This window comes from Variovorax sp. J22G73, from assembly GCF_030317035.1.
Taxonomy (GTDB): domain Bacteria; phylum Pseudomonadota; class Gammaproteobacteria; order Burkholderiales; family Burkholderiaceae_C; genus Variovorax.
Genome location: NZ_JASZYK010000002.1, coordinates 187975 through 208281 on the forward strand (window position 1 = coordinate 187975; position 20307 = coordinate 208281).

Below are 20307 nucleotides of genomic sequence, written 5' to 3' on the forward strand. Positions count from 1 at the left end.
GTGAAGGATGCGTTGAAGGAAAAAAACAAAGCGTCAAAGAACCTTGGCCAGGAACTCGGCCGTGCGCGCATGCACCGGCGCGTTGAACACCTGCTCGGGCGTGCCCGTTTCCAGGATGCGGCCGCGCTCCATGAAGACCACGGTGTCGGCCACCTCGCGGGCAAAGCCGATCTCGTGCGTGACGATGAGCAGCGTGGTGCCCGAGCGCGCCAGCTGCTTGATGACGGCCAGCACCTCGCCCACCAGCTCGGGGTCGAGCGCGGAGGTGGGTTCGTCGAACAGCAGCACCTTGGGCTTGAGCGCCAGCGCGCGCGCGATGGCCACGCGCTGCTGCTGGCCGCCGGAGAGCTGTCGCGGGTAGGCGTGCGTCTTGTCGGCCAGGCCCACGCGCACCAGCAGTTCGTGCGCCAGCGCCTCGGCCTCGGGCCGCGACAGGCCGCGCACCGAAATCGGCGCCTCCACGATGTTCTCCAGCACCGTCAGGTGCGGGAACAGGTTGAAGTTCTGGAACACCATGCCCACGTCGACGCGGCGCTTGAGAATTTCTTTCTCGTGCAGCTCGTAGAGCGTGTCGGCGTCGCGCCGGTAGCCGATGAGCTCGCCGTCGATGGCGATGAAGCCGTCGTCAACCCGCTCCAGGTGGTTGATGGCGCGCAGCAGCGTCGACTTGCCCGAGCCCGACTGCCCGAGCACGACCGTGACGCTGCCCTGCCCCACGGTGAGCGTCACGTCGTCGAGCACCTTCAGCGCGCCGAAGCTCTTGGACACGCCGTGGATGGTGACCTCGCCACCCTGCGTGAGCGGATCGGTCCAGCGCGGCACCTGCACGGGCGCGTCGGCGACCGGTGCGTCGACCTCGAGCGCAGCGACAGGCGCCTTGGAGCGCAGCAGCTTTCGCAAAGCACCGCCGATCCATGAACTCGGCGGATTGCGCAGCGCTCCGCGCGAAAAATGCCGCTCCACATAGTGCTGCACCACCGACAGCACCGTGAGGATGACGAGGTACCACACGGTCGCCACCATCAGCAGCGGAATCACTTCCAGGTTGCGCCGGTAGATGATCTGTATGGTGTAGAACAGCTCGGGCAGCGCCAGGATGTAGAGGTTCGACGTGCCCTTGGCCAGCCCGATGATGTCGTTGAACGCTGTCGGAAGAATGGTGCGCATCGCCTGCGGCAGCACGATGCGAAACGACTGCCGCCCGCGTGACAGGCCCAGCGCCGCGGCCGCTTCCAGCTGCCCCTGTTCCACCGACAGGATGCCCCCGCGCACGATCTCCGAGGCGAACGCCGCCTGGTTCAGCGTGAGGCCCAGCAGCGCCGCCACGAAGGGGCTGATGAGCTGCGTGGTCGGGTACGAGAAGAAGGTGACCTCGGTGCCCGGAATGCCCAGCGACACCGTCTCGTACAGGTAGCCCAGGTTGTTGATGATCAGCAGCAGCACGATCACCGGAATCGACCTGAAGATCCACGTGAACACCCATGCCAGCCTCGAGAGCAGCGGCGAGCGCGACACGCGCGCCAGCGCCAGCCCGGTGCCGAAGAAAAAGCCCAGCACCGCGCCCAGCGCCGTCAGCAGCAGCGTGCGGCCCAGCCCTTCGAGCACCGGCTCGGCGAAGAACCATTGCGCGAACACGCCCCAACCCCAGCGCGGGTTGGTGAGCGTCGAATACAGCACCAGCGCGATGACCGCCACCGCGAACACGGTGCCCACCGTGCGCGCCGGGTAGCGGGCCGGCACGATGCGGAAGTGGGAGTAGTCGCCTTTGTCAGGCGTGGCGCGTTGCGGTTGCTCCAGGCGAACCGGCACGGGGTCGCGCGGCTCGCCGCCGGCGTCGAGCACGGTGGTGTTCATCGCTGCACCGCCTCGGCATGGCGCGGAGCGGCTTCGCTCCGTGCGCGCGGCACCACCAGCTCTTTCTCGAAAGGGAGCTTGCGCGGTGTTTCCGGATCGGCCGCCGGGCCGAACAGCGCGGTGTAGCCATGCCCCAAATACAGCGCCACCGCCTCCGGCTGGCGAAAGCCCGTGGTCAGGCAGATGCGCTCGTAGCCCTGGCGCAGCACCTGCGCCTCGAGCTCCAGCAGCACCTTCTTCGCCAGGCCCTGGCGCCGCAGGGCGTGGTGCGTCCACACGCGCTTCAGCTCGGCGGTGCGCTCGTCGTGGCGCATGAACGCACCGCCGCCCACCGCCACGCCGTCGCGCAGCAGCAGCACGAAGTTGCCGTGCGGCGGCGCGAACAGGTGCGCCGGGTAGCGGTCTATTTCGCGCGGCTCGCCAGGCTCGCGCAGCACATCGCCGTAGCGGGTGGCGTATTCGTGGGCCAAGCCTTCGAGCAGCGGCGCGGCGCGCGGGTCCAGCGGGGTGGTGTAGACGAAGGCCTCGCTCATCACGCGGCCCTCCGCGTCAGGCTGGCTTCGCCTGCAATTGCGGTTGCCGTTGCGGTTCCGGTCGCATAACGGCTGGCCTTGCGCGGCAAGCCGAGGTGGTCGCGCAGCGTGTGGCCCGGCAGCTCGCGGCTGTAGCGCCCGCGGGCCTCCAGCACCGGAATGACAAACTCAATGAAATCGTCCAGCCCCTGCGATAGCACCGGAAAGCCCAGGATGAAGCCGTCGGCCGCGCCCTCGTCCACCCAACGGATGATCTCGTCGGCGATGCGCTCGCCCGTGCCCACGAACTGCGTGCGCGGCGTGGCCACTTCGAGCGCCACCTCGCGCAAGCTCAGGCCCTTGGCCTTCGCGTTGGCCTTGATGCGGTCGGTGGTCGAGCGGAAGCTGTTGCGGCCCAGCTCGCCCAGTTCGGGAAAGGCGTCGTCCAGCGGGTACTGGCCGAAGTCGTGGTGGTCGAAGAAGCGGCCCAGGTAGGCCAGCGCTTCTTCGATGGTGAGCAGTTCGCGAATCAGCTTGTACTTGGCCTCGGCCTCTTCCTCGGTGGCCGCGACCACGGGGCCGATGCCCGGAAAGATCTTCACGTCATCGGCCTGCCGGCCCTGCGCCACCGCGCTGGCCTTCACCTGGCGCAGGAAGCCGCGCGTGTCTTCCAGCGAAGGCGAATGCGTGAACACCGCGTCCGCGTACTTGCCGGCCAGGCCGATGCCCGCGTCCGACGAGCCGGCCTGGAAGATCACCGGCTGCCCCTGCGGCGAGCGCTGGATGTTCAGCGGCCCCGACACCTCGAAGAAGCGCCCCTTGTGGTCCAGCGTGTGCAGCTTGTCGCGCGCGAAGAAGCGGCCGCTGTCGCGGTCGCGCACGAAGGCGTCGTCGTCCCAGCTGTCCCACAGGCCCTGCGTCACGGCCAGGTACTCGTCGGCAATCTCGTAGCGCTGCGCGTGCTCGGGGTGCGTGCGGCTGTAGTTCCTGGCGCTGCCTTCCAGCGGCGTGGTCACCACGTTCCAGCCGGCGCGCCCGCCGCTGATGAGGTCGAGCGAAGCAAACTGCCGCGCCACCGTGAACGGGTCGCTGTACGAGCTCGACACCGTGCCCGCCAGCCCGATCTTCGACGTGACCGCGGCCAGCGCCGACAGAATGGAAATCGGCTCGAAGCGGTTCAGGAAGTGCGGTATCGACTTCTCGTTGATGTAGAGCCCGTCCGCCACGAATGCGAAGGCGATGCCCGCGGCCTCGGCCTTCTGCGCGGTGCGCACGAAAAAGTCGAGGTTCACGCTGGCATCTGCCGGGCCTGCCGGGTGCTTCCACGAATTCATGTGGCTGCCGGCGCCTTGCAGCATGACGCCGAACTTGATGTTGCTCATGGCCAACCTTTCTTCTTGTCTCGTTGTGGGTGCAGGAAAAAAACCGGGTTCAGGCCGGCGCCAGCTCGCGCGCCCTGGCCAGCAGCTCGACCGACGCATGGCGCGCCGCAAAGTCGGCCACCGGGATGTCGATGACGAACTCCTCGATGCCGTGCTGCGCGCTCAACGCATCGAGCGCCGCGCGCACTTCTTCGCCCGTGCCTGCGATGACGTGCGGGCGCCGCTCTTCGGTGCGGAAGTCGCTCACGCCGGCCTGTCGCGCGAACTCGGCCGCGGCCTCCAGGCTGGGCAGGTTCACGGTCTGGCCGGTGGGCAGGTACACGCGAAAGCTGCGCAGCGCGCCGACGCGCTCGGCCGCTTCGTCGTGCGTGTGCGCGGCAAAGGCGAAGAGCGCGAGCCATGGCGCGCGGCCCGTCTCGGCGCGGTAGGCGGCTATCGATTGCGCGAGGTTCACCGGGTCGCCGTTGAAGTGCCCGGCGTACACGAACTGCCAGCCCAGCCGCGCGGCGAGCACCGCGCTTTCAGGGCTGCCGCCCAGCAGCACGCGCTGCGGCAACTGCGGCGGTTGGGGTGTCGCGACCGCGCCCGCCAGTGCGTGGCCCGAGGCGACGCCGTCGTGCAGGAAGGCGTCGAGCTCCGCCAGCCGCACGCCGAAGTCTTCGCTGCGTTTTTTCTCGGGGTCGTGCAGCCATTGCAGCGCCTTGCTCGTGAGCGGAAAGCCGCCGGGCGCCTTGCCGATGCCCAGGTCCACGCGGCCCGGCGCCAGCGCGGCGAGCACGCGAAAGGTCTCGGCCACCTTGAACGGGCTGTAGTGCTGCAGCATGACGCCGCCCGTGCCCACGCGAATGCGCGAGGTCTTCGCGAGCACGTGGGCGGCCAGCACCTCGGGTGCGGAGCCCGCGTAGTTCCTGTTGCCGTGATGCTCCGCGAGCCAGTAGCGGCGGTAGCCGAGACGCTCCGCGCTCTGCGCGAGCGCCACGGTGTGCTGGAACGCCTGCGCGGCGTCGGCGCCTTCGGGGATCAGGCTCTTGTCGAGCAGGGACAGCGAGTAGGACACGGTGTGCGGCGGGACACGCCCTTGAAAGAATTGCTGCGAATTCTCTTGGGCAACGCGCGCACCGGTTGCGCTGAATTCCTCTATCGATATGCGACGTGGAGTGCCGTTGCGAACCTGTTGCGCGGGCCGGCGCGACGGCGCTGCTTCACACAGGCGCGAGTGGGAAAGACTCTCCGTGGTGGGTCGGGGTTGCGTCTTTTGCGCAGGGGACTTCAGGGCGAAGACCCGTTGTCGGCGAGAGGCGAAGGCGGCCGGTTGCGGCCGTTGCGGCTCCACGCTCTTGCATCGATGGCCGGCCGTTCAGCCGTTCAGCCGTTCAGCCGTTCAGCCGACCGTTATCGCGCTCACCAAGAATGCGGCAGCAGGCCGAGCACGGCGGCCGCATGCAGCCGCCGCATCGCGCGCGCAGGCACATGGCCGTGCGGCGCACGCCGTGCCAGGGCGCGTGGCGAACTCGGTGGAATGCGCCAGGCCTTGGCGGTCAGGTCGAGCACATGGCGGGCCTGGGCGGCCGGGGAAACGTAGTGGGTGCGCAGTTGCATGGCAATGAATCGAATGAATGCTTCAACCGATTCTGCTGAGCGGCACCGCCTTTGACAAAGACGGATTCCAAGTTTCCTGATGCGGTTACCGAACGCGGCACCTCACGTGGTATTTCATGAGGCACTCACGTGGTACTTCAAGCGAAATCGGTCGACGGCTTCTCCCACAGGTTCACGCCGCCCTCCACCGCGTACTTGTCGATCTCGGCCAGTTCCTCCGCGCTCAGCGGCGCGTGCGACAGCGCGGCCACGTTGTCGACGATCTGCTCGGGCCGGCTCGCGCCGATGAGCGCCGAGCTCACGCGCGGGTCGCGCAGCGTCCACGTCAGCGCAAGCTGCGCCAGTGTCTGGCCGCGGCGCTGCGCGATCTTGTTGAGCGCGCGGGCGCGCTCAACGTTGGGCTCCGACAAATGCTCCTGCTTCAGCGAGCCGCCGCCGGGCCGGTTGATGCGCGCGTCGTCGGGAATGCCGTTGAGGTACTTGTCGGTCAGCAGGCCCTGCGCCAGCGGCGTGAAGGCGATCACACCCGCGCCCAGCTCGTCGGTGGCGTTCAGCAGGTCTTTTTCGACCCAGCGGTTGAACAGGTTGTAGGCCGGTTGATGGATCAGGAGCGGCACCTTCCACTCGCGCAGCAGCGCGGCGATCTCGCGCGTCTTGCCGGCCGAGTACGACGAGATGCCGATGTACAGCGCCTTGCCCTGCTGCACGGCCTGGGCCAGCGCGGAGGCGGTTTCCTCGAGCGGAGTGTCGGGGTCGAAGCGGTGCGAATAGAAGATGTCGACATAGTCCAGCCCCAGGCGCTGCAGGCTCTGGTCGAGGCTGGCGAGCACGTATTTGCGCGAGCCGCCGCCCTTGCCGTAGGGGCCGGGCCACATGTCCCAGCCGGCCTTGCTGGAGATGATGAGCTCGTCGCGGTAGGCCTTGAAATCTTCGCGCAGCAGGCGGCCGAAGTTGGTCTCGGCGCTGCCGTACGGCGGGCCGTAGTTGTTGGCCAGGTCGAAGTGGTTGATACCCAGGTCGAAGGCCGTGCGCAGCAGCTGGCGCTGCGTGGCGACCGGCGTGGTGTCTCCGAAGTTGTGCCAGAGCCCGAGCGAGATCGCGGGCAGCACGAGCCCGCTGCGCCCGACGCGGCGGTAGGCAATGGCGTCGTAGCGCTTGGAGTCGGCGTGGTAGGTCATGGATGGGTGTGTCTTGTCTTGACGTTGAATGAATGAGAAAGGCCGCACGCCGGGGTGGGCTGAACCGAACCGTGGCGCGGCGAGTTCGAGAATGCCCGCGCCGGCGCGGCCTCGCAAGCATGCCCCCGCCGCAAGCGCGTGCATGCGCGCCGCGCGATGCGAGTTCGCAAAAGTTCAGGCTTCAGGCGCGCGCCATTGCGCCAGCGCGAAGTCGCGGCTCACGAGGTTCTCGGCCAGCAAGAACTTCTTCACCTCGTCGAGCAGCGCCAGTCCCTCGGCCGGGTACGCCGCCTCGGGAAACTGCGACAGCGGGTGCGACACCTTCACCACGTCGAGCGGAAAGCCGCTCACCTCGGCGTGGAAGGCGTAGTAGGCCTCGCTGTCGCGGTGTATTTCCTGCAGCGCGGTGCGGCGCGCGCGCGTCCATGCGGCGGGCACGCCCGGCGCGGCCGCGAGCAGCTTGTTCGACGCCACGATCACCGAGGTGCCGCGCAGCGTCGGGTGCCTGTCGGCCTCGTCGATCACCGGGTAGCCGCGCGAAGCCAGCAGCGGCCCCACGTCGATCTGCGCGGCAAAGGCGGCGATCGAGCCCTGGTCGAGCGCGGCTTCGCCGTCGCGCGGGAACATGTGGATCACCTTGACCGACTTCTGCAGCCCGTGCTCTTTCAGCAGGCCCAGCACGTAGCGGTGCATGTACGAGCCGCGCGCCACGCCGATGGTCTGGCCGTCGAGCGCCTTCACGCTGCGCGCGCCGTTGCGCGGCGTGAGCAGCCATACGTTCATGCCCACGGCATCGAAGCCGATGAGCTGGTTTTCCAGCCCGCGCGATCGCGCCACGATGGCGGGCGTGTCGCCGTAGATGCCCACGTCCAGCGCACCCGCGACAAAGGCCTCGTTCAGGTCGGGCCCGTTCGGAAAGTTGCGCGTCGTCACTTCGGTGAAGCCGAGCGTTGCCAGCTCGCGTTGCAGGTGGCCCTGGCGCAGCGCCCAGCCGGTCGCGTTCGCGGGCTTCTTGCCCGGGCCGATGTAGCCCAGGCGCAGCACCTTGCCGCCGCCTTGGCCGTTGGCCGGACTGCCGTTCTGGGCGAAGGAGAAAGCGGGAACCGCGCTGGCGGCGGCCGCGGCCATGGCGCCGCGCAACAGCCGGCGGCGGCCTGGAAGATCAGACATGGAAAGACCCGAGCAAGAAAAAGAGAAAGGAAGAGGAAAGGGCTCAGTGCGCGCGGCGCAGCAACTCGAAGCTCGCGTCGGCCGAGGCGGTCGACTCGCGCCCCCTGCCCCAGCCGATGGCGCTGCGGTAGCTGCCCATCAGCGCCTCGGCCGCGGCGTCGCGTTCTTCGGCCGTGGCGCCGCGGTCGGCAATGGGGGCGACATACAGCGCGTCTTCGGGGCAATACAGCTCGCACATGAAGCAGGTCTGGCAATCGTCCTGGCGGGCGATGCGCGGCGGCCCGCCCGCCACGGCCTCGAACACGTTGGTCGGGCAGGCGCTCACGCAGATGTTGCAGGCCGTGCAGCGCTCTGCACTGATGACTTCGATCATGCCGACACCTCCTTCACGCCCTGCTGCCGGACCCATACCTCGTCGAGCCCGCCGCTGAGCAGGCGGTGGCGCTGCGCGGGGTCGAGCACGACGTGCTCGCGGCGGCGGTGCATGCCGCGGGTTTCGGTGCGCGCCAAGGCACTGCGGTACATCCAGCGCGAGGTGGCCAGCATGGCCGCGGCCTCGCGTGCGCGCACGGCCTCGGTGGCCGTGGCGGCCGGCGCGCTGGTGCGCAGTCGCGCCCACAGCGCGTCGAGCCGGCCCAGCGAGTCGCGCAGCACGTCGCCTTCGCGGAACCAGTTGCGCTCATACGGGAACACCTCGGCCTGCACCGCGCGAATCACGTCCTGCGCGTCGAAGGGCGTGGCGCCGCGCGTCGACAGCGCCACGCCGCCCGCGCGCAGGGCCGTGCGGCTGGCACGCGCGCACGCATCGCGCCCGAAGGCGGCCGCGCCCGCGCCGGCCCAGAAGCCCGACGACAGCGCCCAGGCCGCGTTGTGGCTGCCGCCGCCGGTGAAGCCGCCGCAGATCAGCTCGCGCGTGGCCGCGTCGCCCGCCGCATAGAGGCCGGGCACCGAGGTGGCGCAGGAATCGTCGACCAGGTGCAGCCCGCCGGTGCCGCGCACCGTGCCTTCGAGCCGCAGCGTGACCGGGAAATGCTGCGTGAACGGGTCGATGCCCTGCCGGTCGAAAGAGACGAAGAAGTTGGGCTGCGCCGTGCGCATCCAGGCGCGGATCTGCGCGTCGGCGCGGTCCAGGCAGGCGAACACCGGCTGCGACTGCAGCGTCTGCGCGATCACGCCGCGCCCCTTCGACGAGCCCGCGCCCTCGATGGCCACGCCGTCGGCCGTGTAGAAGGTCGCCCAGTTGTAGAACAGCGACTTGGTCACCGACGAAAACGCCGGCCCCAGCCCGTAGGCGTTGGAAAACTCCATGCCCGACAGCGCCGCGCCCACTTCGGCGGCCATCAGCTGGCCGTCGCCGGTAAGCACGTTGCAGCCCAGCGCGCGGCTCAGGAAGGCGCAGCCGCCGGTCGCGATGACCACCGCGCCCGCGCGCACCACCCAGGTGTCGCCGCGCTGGCGGTTCACGCCAGTGGCGCCGCACACCGTGCCGTGCTCGTCCACCAGCAGCTCCAGCGCGGGGCTGTGATCGAGAATGCGCGCGCCCGACTCCTTCACCCGCTTGCGCATCAGCCGCATGTATTCGGGGCCCTGCAGCGAGGTGCAGCGCAGCGCGCCCTGGTCGTCGGCGGGAAAGGGGTAGCCCCAGTCTTTGAGCCGCTCGACGTTGTCCCAGGTCTGCGCGAGCACGCGGTCCATCCACGCATGCTCGGCCAGCTGGCCGCCCATGGCGTAGCGGCTGGCCTTGGCTTCTTCGCGCGCCTGGCCTTCGGGCGACACGTGCCACAGGCCGGTGCCCGAAGGCGCCGTGGCGCCCGAGGTGCCGCAGAAGCCCTTGTCGGCTAGCACCACGCGCGCGCCCTGCGCCGCCGCGCTCACCGCCGCCCACGCCCCGGCGGGGCCGCCGCCGATCACCAGCACATCGGCCTGGTGCTGGACCGTTCCGTCGGCGCCCGACAGAACCTGTGCTCCCTGCCCGTTGAAATCTCTCGCGCCCATGGTCGCTTGCCTCGAAATGCAAAGAGAGCGACCGTATCAACGGAGGGCGTGGGGCACAAAGAAGGAAAGTGCGCAAGGTTATGCAACATGCGGGCATGGGCAGAATGCCGCCTCCGAACACGCCCGGCCCCGGACCGCCATGACCATCACCCTCTCGACCCCGACACCCGACCAGCTGCGCTCTGGCGAACTCGGCCGCAAGCTGCGCCACTTCAACTACGCGGCGGTCGGCGAGTACCCCGAGCAGCAGTACATCCGCATCGACGCCCGCGACGAGAACGACCGGCTGCTGGGCGGCATTCGCGGGTTCGTGTTTCTGTACTGGCTGAACGTGGAAGTGCTGTTCGTCGAGGAAGACGCGCGCGGCGCGCGCCTTGGCAGCCGGCTGCTCGCCGAGGCCGAGCGCCAGGCCGTCGCGCTGGGCGCGAAGAACGCCAGGCTCGACACTTTCGAGTGGCAGGCGCGCGGCTTCTACCTGAAGCACGGCTACGAGGAGTACGCGCGCATCGACGACTACGCGCCGGGCTTCTACCTGGCGTACATGAAGAAATCGCTACCAGGCTGAGCAAACCGAACGGGCTGACCGCCTGCAGTTCTACTTCGGCGCCGGCTTCCCCGCCCCGATGGCATGGCTCTCCAGCCCTTCCTTGGGCAGCAGCAACGCCAGCACCACCACGCCCAGGCTTACCACCAGCATCGTCACGAAGGTGAGGTGCAGCGAGCCGCCCAGCGCCAGCCGGATGCCCGCGTCGGTGGCGGCGCTGCCATGCGAGCCCTGCAGCAGCAGGCGCAGCTGGTCGTCGGTGAAGGCCATGGCGCCGTCGCCGCGGGTGAGCCCGAAGTTGAAGACGGCGCCGAAGAAGGTGGCGCCCAGCGCGCTGCCGAGGTTGCGCGAGAACACGTTCGACGCGGTGGCCACGCCGCGCTGCGCCACGTCCACCGCCTCCTGGATGAGGATGAGCGAGGCCAGGCTCATCACGCCCATGCCCAGGCCCATGATGAAGGAGCCCACCGCCGCCAGCGCGGGCGTGCTGTTCGACGACAGCAGCGCGAAAGCCGCCGTGCCCACCGGAATGAGCGCCCCGCCGATCAGCACCATGCGCCACAGGCCCACCCGGTGGAAGGTGCGCGACGTCAGCGTGGCGCCGATGGGCCAGCCCAGCATCACCATGGTGAGCGTGAGCCCGGCCGTGACCGACGAGCGCTGCAGCACCACCTGCACATACATCGGCAGGAAGGTGGTGATGCCGATGAGCACCATGCCGCCCAGCATGGCCGCGCCGTTGACGGTGGCGATGATGCGCGCACCCCACAGCTTGAGCGACACCATCGGGTCGGCGGCGCGGCGCTCCTGCATCACGAACAGCACCAGCGTGACGGCGAAGGCCACGGTCCACAGCGCGGCGCTGCCGGTGTCGCCGATGCCGAAGTCGGTCAGCGCGATCATCAGCGCCGCGATGCCCACGGTGAACAGCACCGCGCCGACGATGTCGATGGACGAGCTGCGCACGGTGGGCGCCTCGTGCAGGTGGCGCCAGAAGAGCGCGGCGGCGGCCAGGCCGATGGGCACGTTCATCCAGAAGATCCAGCCCCACTCCAGCTTCTGCACGATGAGCGCGCCGATCATCGGCCCCACCACCGCCGACACGGCCCACACGCTGGCCAGGTAGCCCTGCACCTTGCCGCGCTCGCGCGCCGGGTACAGGTCGCCCACTATGGTGAGCGACACCGGCTGGATGGCGCCCGCGCCGATGCCCTGGATGAGCCGGAAGCAGATCATGGCCGGCATCGACCACGCGAAGCCCGCGAGCACCGAGCCGATCAGGAAGACCGCGATGCCCACGAACATGATGGGCTTGCGCCCGTACAGGTCGCTGAGCTTGCCGAACACCACCGTCATCGCGGTCTGCGCCAGCAGGAAGGACGCGAAGACCCAGCTGTACAGGTGCAGCCCGCCGAGCTCCGAGGCGATCTGCGGCATCACGGTGGAGACGATGGTCGCTTCGATGGCCACCATGGCCATGGAGGCCATGATCGCGGCGATGACCAGCGGGCGATTCGTTGTTCTGGGTGTCGTGGGAGTGGGTATGGGTGTGGGCGTCATGAGCGGGGGATGCTATCGGGGACACGAGCCCTTGTCCCTGGCTCAAGCTCTCGGGGGGCCAAGCCGTGATGCCGTGTTGCCGTGATGCCGTGACCTCGTCCTGTCGTCATTCCGTCATGAAGCCCCCCGGGCGACCGGCTCAGCTCGCGTTCAGCGCCGAGGTGCCGTCGTAGATGTAGCGCCGCGACCACGGCAGCGTCTTCGCCGCCCTGCCCGCCTTGCGCCCGACGATCTGGTAGATGGCCACGTCGTCGTTCTCGAACGCGTAGGCGCAGCCGGCCAGGTACACGCGCCAGATGCGGAACTTTTCTTCGTCGACCAGCGTGTGCAGCTTCTCGGCGTTGGCCTCGTAGGCGTCGCTCCAGCAGCGCAAGGTCTGCGCGTAGTGGCGGCGCAGGTTTTCCACGTCGAAGGCTTCCAGCCCGCCCTGCTGCATGGCCTGCAGGGCCAGGCTGATGTGCGGCAGCTCGCCGTTGGGGAACACGTAGCGGTCGATGAAGTCGCCGCCGCCGTAGGACACGCCGCCGCCCTCGGGGTCGGACGAGGTGATGCCGTGGTTCATGACCACGCCGTCTTCGGCCAGCAGCTGCTGCACGCGCCTGAAGTACTCGGGCAGGTTCTTGCGCCCCACGTGCTCGAACATGCCCACGCTGGTAATGCGGTCGAACTGGCCGGTCACGTCGCGGTAGTCCTGCAGCCGGATCTCGATGCGGTCCTGCAGGCCGGCGGCGCGCACGCGCTCGGTGGCCAGGTCGAATTGGTTCTGCGACAGCGTCACGCCCACGCAGCGCGCACCGAACTTCTGCGCCGCGCGGATCACCAGCGCGCCCCAGCCGCAGCCGATGTCCAGCAGCGTCTGGCCCGGCTTGAGCTCGATCTTGGTGAGGATGTGGTCGATCTTCTTGAGCTGCGCGGTGCCCAGGTCTTCGTCGCCGTTCTCGAAGTAGGCGCATGAATAGACCATGTTCGCGTCGAGAAAGAGCTGGTAGAACTCGTTCGACACGTCGTAGTGGTACTCGATGGATTTCTTGTCCGACGACTTGGTGTGCGCAAAGTAGCGCGCCATGTTCTGCAGCGCGCCCGAGGGCTTGTCGATGGAGGTCTTGGCCAGCCCGTAGGCGATGTCGATGACGTCGCTGAGCTTGCCCTCGATGTCGATCTTGCTCTTGACGTAGGCCTCGCCGAGGTTGTCGAGCGTGGGCTGCAGCATCAGCGACAGCGCCGCGGGGGTCTTCACGTGCAGCGTGACGGCCGGGGCGAATGCGCCATTGGCCCCATCTGCGCCCTTGCCCCCGTCCGCGCCGGTGGCCCCGCTGAACTCGCCGAAGTCATACGACTTTCCGTCCCACAACGTCAGCCGCGCCGGCAGGTTCGCACGAGCGCGCACACCGGCACTCCATTGCGCCAGCTTGTTTTCCCAAAGCATGCTTACTCCGTATGTTGTCCGTGTTTTCGGGTTCCGCCTCTCGCGAGGCGGGCGTGCTGCAGCGGACAAAACAATAGCGAAAATTTGTAAAACCTGCATGGTCGACTCGACGCAAGAAATCGCCGAAAGTGCTAATGCGCGCGAGCGCCTAGCGGGTCGTCGCGCTGGCAGCCTGGCTTGCCGTCGCGCCGTGCGCCGCCACTTCGGCGGCCGGCGCGTCGCTGGCCTCGATGAACAGCCGCTTGATCATCGGGAAGCGCGCGCGAACCTGCTTCTCGATGGCGGCGATGGCGTCGGCCGCCTCGCCCGTGTCGGTGTCGTCGTGGAAGTTGACGTCCACCACCACCAGCACGTTGTCGGGCCCGACGTACATCGACAGCACATGGCCCACCTCTTCGACGCTGGGTTGCGCCATCGCCATCTCGCGGATGGCGCGCGCGGTTTCGGGGCGGATGCCTTCGCCGATGAGCAGCCCGCGCGCCTGCCGAATCAGCAGCACCGCCACGCCGGCCAGCAGCAGCCCGATGACCACGGAGGCGGCCCCGTCGAGCTCGGGCATGTTCAGCCGGTGGCTGAAGTAGATGCCCAGCCCAGCCACCACCAGCCCCGCCAGCGCGGCCGAGTCTTCGGCCAGCACCGTGTAGGTGGTCGGGTCCTTGCTGCGGTCCAGCGCCTGCCAGAACGGCGTGTCGCCTGCCTGCTTCAAGAACTCGCGCAGCGCGATGACGAAGCTGGTGCCCTCGAACAGCGCGGCCGCGGCCAGCACCACGTAGTTCCACGTGGGGTCGCGCATGGGCTCGGGTTCGCGCATGTGCTGCACGCCCTCGAAGAAAGACACGCCGCCGCCCAGCCCGAAGATGAGCACCGCGACGATCAGGCTCCAGAAGTACAGCTCCTTGCCGTGCCCGAACGGGTGTTCGGCGCTCGGTGGCCGCTTGCTCAGGCGAATGCCCACCAGCAGCAGCACGCCGTTGAAGGTGTCGACCGCCGAGTGGATGCCCTCGGACAGCATGGCGGAGCTGCCCGTGACGCCGGCCACGATGAACTTGGTGATGGCGATGGCGACGTTGGCGCCAATGGCGCCGTAGATCGCGACTTTGGATTCGGCCATGGGCTGTGCGATCTTTGCAATCGTTGCGAAGGGAAACGCCCAGTGTCCCCAGCCGATGGCCGCCCGCCGCCGGACGCCCGCGCGACCCCTTGCAGGACGCGCGCGCACTTCAGAAGGGCTCAGCCTGGCTGCTAGGCCGCTTCCATCGACGCCGCGCCCAGCGCGTCGTTGCCCGCCTCGCCCAGCCAGCGCCGCTTGTCGCGCAGCGGCGGCGCGCCGAACATGCGCCCGTACTCCCGCGCGAACTGCGAGGGGCTTTCGTAGCCCACGCTGTGCGCGGCCGAGGCCACGTCGGCGCCCGTGAGCAGCATCTGGCGGCGCGCCTCCTGCAGGCGCAGCTGCTTCTGGTACTGCAGCGGGCTCATGGCCGTCACCGCCTTGAAGTGGTGGTGGAACGACGACACGCTCATGTGCACCGCGCGCGCCATGTCCTCCACCCGCAGCGACTGCGCGTAGTTCACCCGCAGCGCGCTGATGGCCTTGGTGATGCGCTGCGTGTGGCTGTCTTGCAGCGCGATCTGCCGCAGCCGCGCGCCCTCGCCGTTGACCAGCAGGCGGTACAGGATTTCGCGCTTGATGAGCGGCGCGACGATGGGCACGTCTTCCGGCGTGTCGAGCAGCCGCAGCAGGCGCAGCACCGGCTCCAGCACGGGCATGGCGATGCGGTTGACGTACATGCCGCGCGAGGCGGGCGCGTTGGCCTTGGCGGGCAGCTTCTCGTCGCCGATGAGCTCGCCGATCTCGTCCACGGCCAGCTCCAGCCGCACGCCCAGGTAGGGCTCGTTCTCGCTGGTGACGCACACCTGGCCGCACACCGGCAGGTCGACCGAGGTCACCAGGTAGTGCATGGGGTCGTACACGTAGATGTCGTCGCCCACGATGATGCGCTTGGAGCCCTGCGCGATGAGGCCCAGCGCCGGCGTGGCGAAGGCGTGCTTGGGGCCGTCGGGCTTGCTGATGCAGAACACCTGCAGGCCGGGCACGGCGGTGATGACGGTGCCGTCCTGCCCGCGCGTGATGCGCTCGATGAGCGCCACCAGCTCCTTGCGGGCTTCGTCGAGCTCGGCGTCCAGCGGCATGGGCTGGGCAATGACTGCTGCGATTTCTGGGTTTTCGTCGGACATGTTCATGGCCTTGTCACGATGGTGGGGCAGCCAGGCAGCGGCCACCCCTGGAGGAATGAGCGGTTTGCAGCTTAGCGCCGCTCCCCCGGTTTGGCACGCCGCGCGGCGGAGGTCTGGAGAATTGGGCAAAAGCTTTGCAGGAACGCGCGCGCCGCCCGGCAGCCCGCGGCGGGATACTTTTCAGGCTGCCGGGGCCCAGTTCGCGCTCCGCACGCCATCCAACGCAAAGGAACCTCTCCATGCAATACCGCAAATTCGGCCGCACCGGCCTCCTGGTCTCCGAACTGTGCCTGGGCACCATGACCTTCGGCGGCTCCTCCGGCATCTGGGGCCAGATCGGCAACCTGCAGCAGTCCGAGGCCGAGGGGCTGATCGGCAAGGCGATGGACGCCGGCATCAACTTCATCGACACGGCCGACGTGTACTCCGAGGGCCAGTCGGAGGTCATCACCGGGCAGGCGCTGAAGAACCTGAAGGCCCCGCGCGACAGCTTCGTGCTGGCCACCAAGGTGCTGGGCGAAACCGGCAGCAAGGGCCTGAACTCGGCCGGCGCCTCGCGTTTTCACATCATGGACGGCGTGAAGGCCAGCCTGAAGCGGCTGCAGCTCGACCACATCGACCTGTACCAGATCCATGGCTTCGACCCGCTCACCCCCATCGAGGAAACCGTGCACGCGCTGGACACCCTGGTGCGCCACGGGCACGTGCGCTACGTGGGCGTGTCGAACTGGGCGGCCTGGCAGATCACCAAGGCGCTGGGCATCGCCGAGCGCGACAAGCTGGCGCGCTTCGAGTCGCTGCAGGCTTACTACACCATCGCCGGGCGCGACTTGGAGCGCGAGCTGGCGCCCATGCTGCGCAGCGAGAACGTGGGCCTGATGGTGTGGAGCCCGCTGGCGGGCGGCCTGCTGAGCGGCAAGTTCGGCCGCGACATCGAGGCCGAGAAGGGCAGCCGCCGCGCCAGCTTCGACTTTCCGCCCGTGAACGTGGAGCGCGCCTACGACTGCATCGACGTGATGCGCCAGCTGGCCGACGCGCGCAAGGTGTCGGTGGCGCAGATTGCGCTGGCCTGGCTGCTGCACCAGCCGGTGGTGACCAGCGTGATCATCGGCGCCAAGCGCACCGAGCAGCTCGACGACAACATCGCCGCCACCGCCATCAAGCTGACCGGCGACGAGCTGGCCACGCTCGACAAGGTGAGCGCCCTGCCCGCCGAATACCCTGGCTGGATGCTGGAGCGCCAGGGCGGCGCGCGGGCCAAGCGGCTGGCGGAATCAGGCCAGCGCGGCTGATTGCTGCGGGACGAGGTGGCCAGCGCGCGCCACCTCGTACGCCTCGTACGTCGCGTGCATGGCGTGCGCGGCCGTCGCGCGCAACGCCCGCAGGTCGATGTGCCGGGCCGCCTGCGCGGCGTCGGCCTGCTGCAGGTGCGGCACCACGCCCAGCAGCGGCGCGCCCAGGCGCGCGCGCAGCGTCTGCAGGTTGGCCTGCGGCGCGAGCATCGCGGGATCGACCATGCTGGCCACCCAGCCCGCCAGCACCAGCCCGCGCGCGCGCACGGCCTCGGCCGTCAGCAGCGCATGGTTGAGGCAGCCCAGCCGCAGCCCGACCACCAGCACCACGGGCAGGCCCAGCGCCACGGCCAGGTCGGCGCTGTCGAGGTCGTCGCCGAAGGGCACGCAAAAGCCGCCCACGCCTTCGACCACCACCGCATCGGCGCGCGCCGCCAGTTCGGCGTAAGCCGAGAGCATCGGCTGCAGTGCGATGCGCACGCCCTCTTCCTTCGCGGCCAGGTGCGGCGACATGGGGGCGCGCAGCAGGTACGGGCAACGCAAGGCCAGCGGCGCATCGACGTTGCCGGCGGAGTCGAGCCGCTCCACGTCTTCGTTGCACGATGCCCCATCTGTCCCATCGATGTCGTCCAGCCCTGCCGCCACCGGCTTCATGCCGACCGCGCGCAGACCCGAGCCCGCCAGCAGGTGCAGCATGGCGCTGCTGACCAGCGTCTTGCCGATGCCGGTGTCGGTGCCGGTCACGAACCAGTGGCGGCGCGTCATGCGGCCTCCCGTTCGGCTTGCGACGGACGGGCCGACGGTTCGCCCAGTGACTCGCCCAACGCGTCACCCACGGCTTCGACCAGCCGCGCCACATCGGCCTCCCCGTGGCTCGCCGACAGCGCGATGCGCAGCCGCGCCGTGCCCGCCGGCACGGTCGGCGGGCGGATGGCGCCCACGCGCAGGCCGCGCGCGTCGAGCCGCGCCGCCACGCGCATCGCCCGTGCGTTGTCGCCCAGCACCAGCGGCTGGATGGCCGTCGGCGACGGTGCCAGCCACGCGCTGCCGTCCGCGGGCAGCACCGCCTGCAAGCCCTGCCGCAGCTGCGCGATGCGCGCCTGCAGCCGCGCGCGGCGACGCGCGCCCTCTTCGCCTTCGATCAATGCCAGGCTCGCCAGCAGCGCATGCGCCACCGCCGGCGGCGCGGCCGTGGTGAAGATGTAGGGCCGCGCGCGCTGCACCAGGTAGTCGATCACCGTGCGGTGCGCTGCCACGAAGGCGCCCGACACGCCCGCCGCCTTGCCCAGCGTGCCCACCAGCACCAGCCGCTCGGAGCGCAGGCCCAGCGCCTGCAGCACGCCGCGCCCCGTGGACCCGAGCACGCCGAAGCCGTGCGCGTCGTCGATGACCAGCCACGCGTCGTGCCGCTCGGCCAGCGCGAGCAGCTCGGCCACGGGCGCGAGGTGGCCGTCCATGCTGAAGACCGCGTCGCTCACGATGAGCTTCACCGGCGCATTGCAGGCGGCGAGCTGCGCGTCGAGCGCGGCCACGTCGCAGTGCGCGTAGCGCTCCACGCGCGCCTTGGCCAGCCGCGCGCCGTCGATCAGCGAGGCGTGGTTGAGCGACTCCGAGAAGATCACCGCGTCCGCCCCGCCCAGCGCCGACAGCACGGCCAGGTTGGCCATGTAGCCGGTGCAGAAGAACAGGCTGCGGGCTTCGGGAATGTGGGGCGACATCCAGTCCGCGAGCTTGTCTTCGAGCAACGCGTGCGCCCGCGAATGGCCGAGGATGAGGTGCGAGCCGCCACTGCCCGTGCCGTACAGCGCCGCGCCCTCGGCCCAGGCCTCGGCCAGCGCGGGGTGCGCGGCCAGGCCCAGGTAGTCGTTGCTGCTGAAGCACAGCATGGTGCGCGGCGCGGCGGTGCCGGCCAGCGTCAGCGTCTGCTCGGGGGCGCAGGCGGTTTCCGCGATGTGTCGGCGGCGGCGCAGCGATTGCGCGTCGAGCGCGGCGATCTCGCCCTGCAGGCGGTCAAGCAAGCGCGACATCGCGGGCTCCCTTGTTGTCGCCCGTGGCCATGGCCATGACCGACTTCAGCGTGGCCAGCGTGCCGTCGACCAGCTGGTCGATCTCGCCGTCGCCGATCACATACGGTGGCATCAGGTACACGGTCGCGCCGATGGGCCGCACCAGCAGGCCGTGCGCGCGCGCCGCCAGGTGAAAGCGCTCGGCGAAGCGCGCGCCGGGTTCGCGCACGTCGAAGGCGGTGATCATTCCGCGCTGGCGCAGGTGGTCGACCTGGAGCCCCTGCAGGCCTTCCAGCCCTTCGCGCAGCCGCTGCAGCAGGCGCTGCGCACGGCCGCGGTTGCGCCGCAAGGCGTCTTCGCGCTCGAACAGGTCCAGCGTGGCCAGCGCCGCGCGGCAGGCCAGCGCGTTGCCGGTGTACGAATGCGAATGCAGAAAGCTGCGCGCCGCGTCGTCGTCGACGAAGCCGTCGTAGATGGCGTCGCGCGTCATCACCAGCGCCAGCGGCAGGTAACCGCCGCTGATGCCCTTCGACAGGCACAGAAAGTCGGGCCAGATGCCCGCCTGCTCGCACGCGAAGAAGGTGCCGGTGCGCCCGCAGCCCACGGCGATTTCGTCGGCGATCAGGTGCACGCCGAAGCGGTCGCACAGCGCGCGCACCCGGCGCAGGTAGGCCGGGTCGTGCATGGCCATGCCGGTGGCGCACTGCACCAGCGGCTCGACGATGACGGCGGCGATGCTGTCGTGCTGCTCGGCCAGCAGCGCTTCGAGTTCGTCGGCGGCGCGGTGCGCGACGGCGGCCGCGTCTTCGCCTTCGCCTGCATGGCGCGCATCCGGCGAGGCCACGAGGTGCGCCTGCGCCAGCAGGGGCGCGTACGCGTCGCGGAACACGGGCACGTCGGTCACGTGCAGCGCGCCGAGCGTTTCGCCGTGGTAGCTCTGCTTGAGCGCGACGAAGCGCTGCTTGCCGCCGCGGCCCGCGTTGCGCCATGCGTGGAAGCTCATCTTCAGCGCGATTTCCACGGCCGATGCGCCGTCGGACGCATAGAAGCAATGGCCCAGCGCATGGCCGGTGAGCGCGGACAGCCGCTCGGCCAGTTCCACGGCCGGCGCATGCGTGCAGCCCGCGAGCATCACGTGCGAGAAACGGTCGAGCTGGTCTTTCAGCGCGGCATTGAGCGCCGGGTGCGCGTGGCCGAACAGGTTGACCCACCACGAGCTGGTGGCGTCCAGGTAGCGCCGGCCTTCGGCATCGAACAGCCACACGCCCTCGCCCCGCGCGATGGGCAGGGGCGGCACGGCCTCTAGGCGGATGCTCTGCGTGCAGGGGTGCCAGACGTGGCGCCGGCTGCGTTGCTGCCAGCCGGCGTTCGAGGCGGGCGAAGCATGGGAATCTGGGGAGAAAGCGGTCGTCGAGGGCACCCGTGCAGTCCTTTTTTCAGGGGCAAGGCGCGGGATCGTATCGGCGCATCCGGGGCGCGGCAAACGCCTAAAACCAGGGCGGAATGACGGCTGGTTCGGCGGCGTTCGCCAGTGTTGCGTGCGTGTTCGATGCA

The 20307-nt window shown here is 69.3% G+C and carries 18 protein-coding genes; 2 read left to right on the top strand and 16 right to left on the bottom strand.

Annotation, left to right across the window (positions count from 1 at the left end):
* Window positions 1-33: 33 nt before the first annotated feature.
* The 9 genes from QTI51_RS08760 to QTI51_RS08800 all read right to left on the bottom strand — a co-directional run bounded on the left by QTI51_RS08760 (window position 34) and on the right by QTI51_RS08800 (window position 9690).
* Entirely contained in the window at window positions 34-1854 is a 1821-nt protein-coding gene (locus QTI51_RS08760; protein WP_116907674.1) for an amino acid ABC transporter permease/ATP-binding protein, read from the bottom strand.
* On the bottom strand, window positions 1851-2387 hold the full coding sequence (locus tag QTI51_RS08765) for a GNAT family N-acetyltransferase (RefSeq protein WP_116907673.1): 537 nt from the start codon (window positions 2385-2387) through the stop codon (window positions 1851-1853). The genes QTI51_RS08760 and QTI51_RS08765 overlap by 4 nt, the downstream gene beginning before the upstream one ends.
* Window positions 2387-3748, bottom strand: a complete 1362-nt coding sequence (locus QTI51_RS08770) for an LLM class flavin-dependent oxidoreductase (RefSeq protein WP_116907672.1) — start codon at window positions 3746-3748, stop codon at window positions 2387-2389. Before QTI51_RS08770 ends, QTI51_RS08765 begins: the two co-directional genes overlap by 1 nt.
* A 49-nt stretch (window positions 3749-3797) precedes the next feature.
* Window positions 3798-4805 (bottom strand): LLM class flavin-dependent oxidoreductase, encoded by a 1008-nt coding sequence (locus QTI51_RS08775; protein WP_116907671.1) that lies wholly within the window; start codon window positions 4803-4805, stop codon window positions 3798-3800.
* Window positions 4806-5149: 344 nt separating this feature from the next.
* Window positions 5150-5347: a hypothetical protein gene (locus QTI51_RS08780; protein WP_116907670.1), complete on the bottom strand. Its 198-nt coding sequence runs from the start codon at window positions 5345-5347 to the stop codon at window positions 5150-5152.
* A 137-nt stretch (window positions 5348-5484) separates the two neighbouring features.
* Window positions 5485-6525: an L-glyceraldehyde 3-phosphate reductase gene (gene mgrA / locus QTI51_RS08785; protein WP_116907669.1), complete on the bottom strand. Its 1041-nt coding sequence runs from the start codon at window positions 6523-6525 to the stop codon at window positions 5485-5487.
* 174 nt (window positions 6526-6699) lie between these two features.
* Window positions 6700-7695, bottom strand: coding sequence for an ABC transporter substrate-binding protein (locus QTI51_RS08790; protein WP_286515953.1), 996 nt, complete (start codon window positions 7693-7695; stop codon window positions 6700-6702).
* 43 nt (window positions 7696-7738) lie between these two features.
* Window positions 7739-8068, bottom strand: a complete 330-nt coding sequence (locus QTI51_RS08795) for a 4Fe-4S dicluster domain-containing protein (RefSeq protein ID WP_116907667.1) — start codon at window positions 8066-8068, stop codon at window positions 7739-7741.
* A complete protein-coding gene (locus QTI51_RS08800) occupies window positions 8065-9690 on the bottom strand; it encodes an FAD-dependent oxidoreductase (protein WP_116907666.1) in 1626 nt (541 codons plus the stop codon). The genes QTI51_RS08795 and QTI51_RS08800 overlap by 4 nt, the downstream gene beginning before the upstream one ends.
* Before the next feature lie 139 nt (window positions 9691-9829).
* Here QTI51_RS08800 and QTI51_RS08805 point away from each other — a divergent pair, with 139 nt between their 5' ends.
* Window positions 9830-10255: a GNAT family N-acetyltransferase gene (locus QTI51_RS08805; protein ID WP_286515952.1), complete on the top strand. Its 426-nt coding sequence runs from the start codon at window positions 9830-9832 to the stop codon at window positions 10253-10255.
* Window positions 10256-10285: 30 nt separating this feature from the next.
* Here the strand turns inward: QTI51_RS08805 and QTI51_RS08810 are convergent, their stop codons facing one another.
* The 4 genes from QTI51_RS08810 to QTI51_RS08825 form a co-directional block, all read right to left on the bottom strand.
* A complete protein-coding gene (locus tag QTI51_RS08810) occupies window positions 10286-11722 on the bottom strand; it encodes an MFS transporter (protein WP_353506508.1) in 1437 nt (478 codons plus the stop codon).
* A 211-nt stretch (window positions 11723-11933) separates the two neighbouring features.
* Window positions 11934-13220 carry a class I SAM-dependent methyltransferase gene (locus QTI51_RS08815; RefSeq protein ID WP_116907663.1) on the bottom strand — a complete coding sequence of 429 codons (1287 nt, stop codon included), beginning with the start codon at window positions 13218-13220 and terminating at the stop codon, window positions 11934-11936.
* Window positions 13221-13368: 148 nt separating this feature from the next.
* Window positions 13369-14331 carry a cation diffusion facilitator family transporter gene (locus tag QTI51_RS08820; protein WP_116907662.1) on the bottom strand — a complete coding sequence of 321 codons (963 nt, stop codon included), beginning with the start codon at window positions 14329-14331 and terminating at the stop codon, window positions 13369-13371.
* Window positions 14332-14462: 131 nt separating this feature from the next.
* Window positions 14463-15455, bottom strand: coding sequence for an AraC family transcriptional regulator (locus QTI51_RS08825; protein ID WP_116907872.1), 993 nt, complete (start codon window positions 15453-15455; stop codon window positions 14463-14465).
* Window positions 15456-15694: 239 nt separating this feature from the next.
* Between QTI51_RS08825 and QTI51_RS08830 the strand changes: the two genes are divergently transcribed.
* Complete coding sequence (locus QTI51_RS08830) at window positions 15695-16747, top strand: aldo/keto reductase (RefSeq protein WP_286515951.1); 1053 nt, start codon at window positions 15695-15697, stop codon at window positions 16745-16747.
* On the opposite strand, the gene bioD is transcribed toward QTI51_RS08830, so the two are convergent.
* The 3 genes from bioD to bioA are packed head-to-tail and all read right to left on the bottom strand — an operon-like array spanning window position 16730 to window position 20173.
* Complete coding sequence (gene bioD / locus QTI51_RS08835; protein ID WP_116907660.1) at window positions 16730-17512, bottom strand: dethiobiotin synthase; 783 nt, start codon at window positions 17510-17512, stop codon at window positions 16730-16732. The two genes, QTI51_RS08830 and bioD, sit on opposite strands and share 18 nt — an antisense overlap.
* Window positions 17509-18774, bottom strand: coding sequence for an 8-amino-7-oxononanoate synthase (gene bioF, locus QTI51_RS08840; RefSeq protein ID WP_116907659.1), 1266 nt, complete (start codon window positions 18772-18774; stop codon window positions 17509-17511). Before bioF ends, bioD begins: the two co-directional genes overlap by 4 nt.
* Window positions 18758-20173, bottom strand: coding sequence for an adenosylmethionine--8-amino-7-oxononanoate transaminase (gene bioA / locus QTI51_RS08845; protein ID WP_116907658.1), 1416 nt, complete (start codon window positions 20171-20173; stop codon window positions 18758-18760). The genes bioF and bioA overlap by 17 nt, the downstream gene beginning before the upstream one ends.
* Between the last annotated feature and the right edge of the window lie 134 nt (window positions 20174-20307).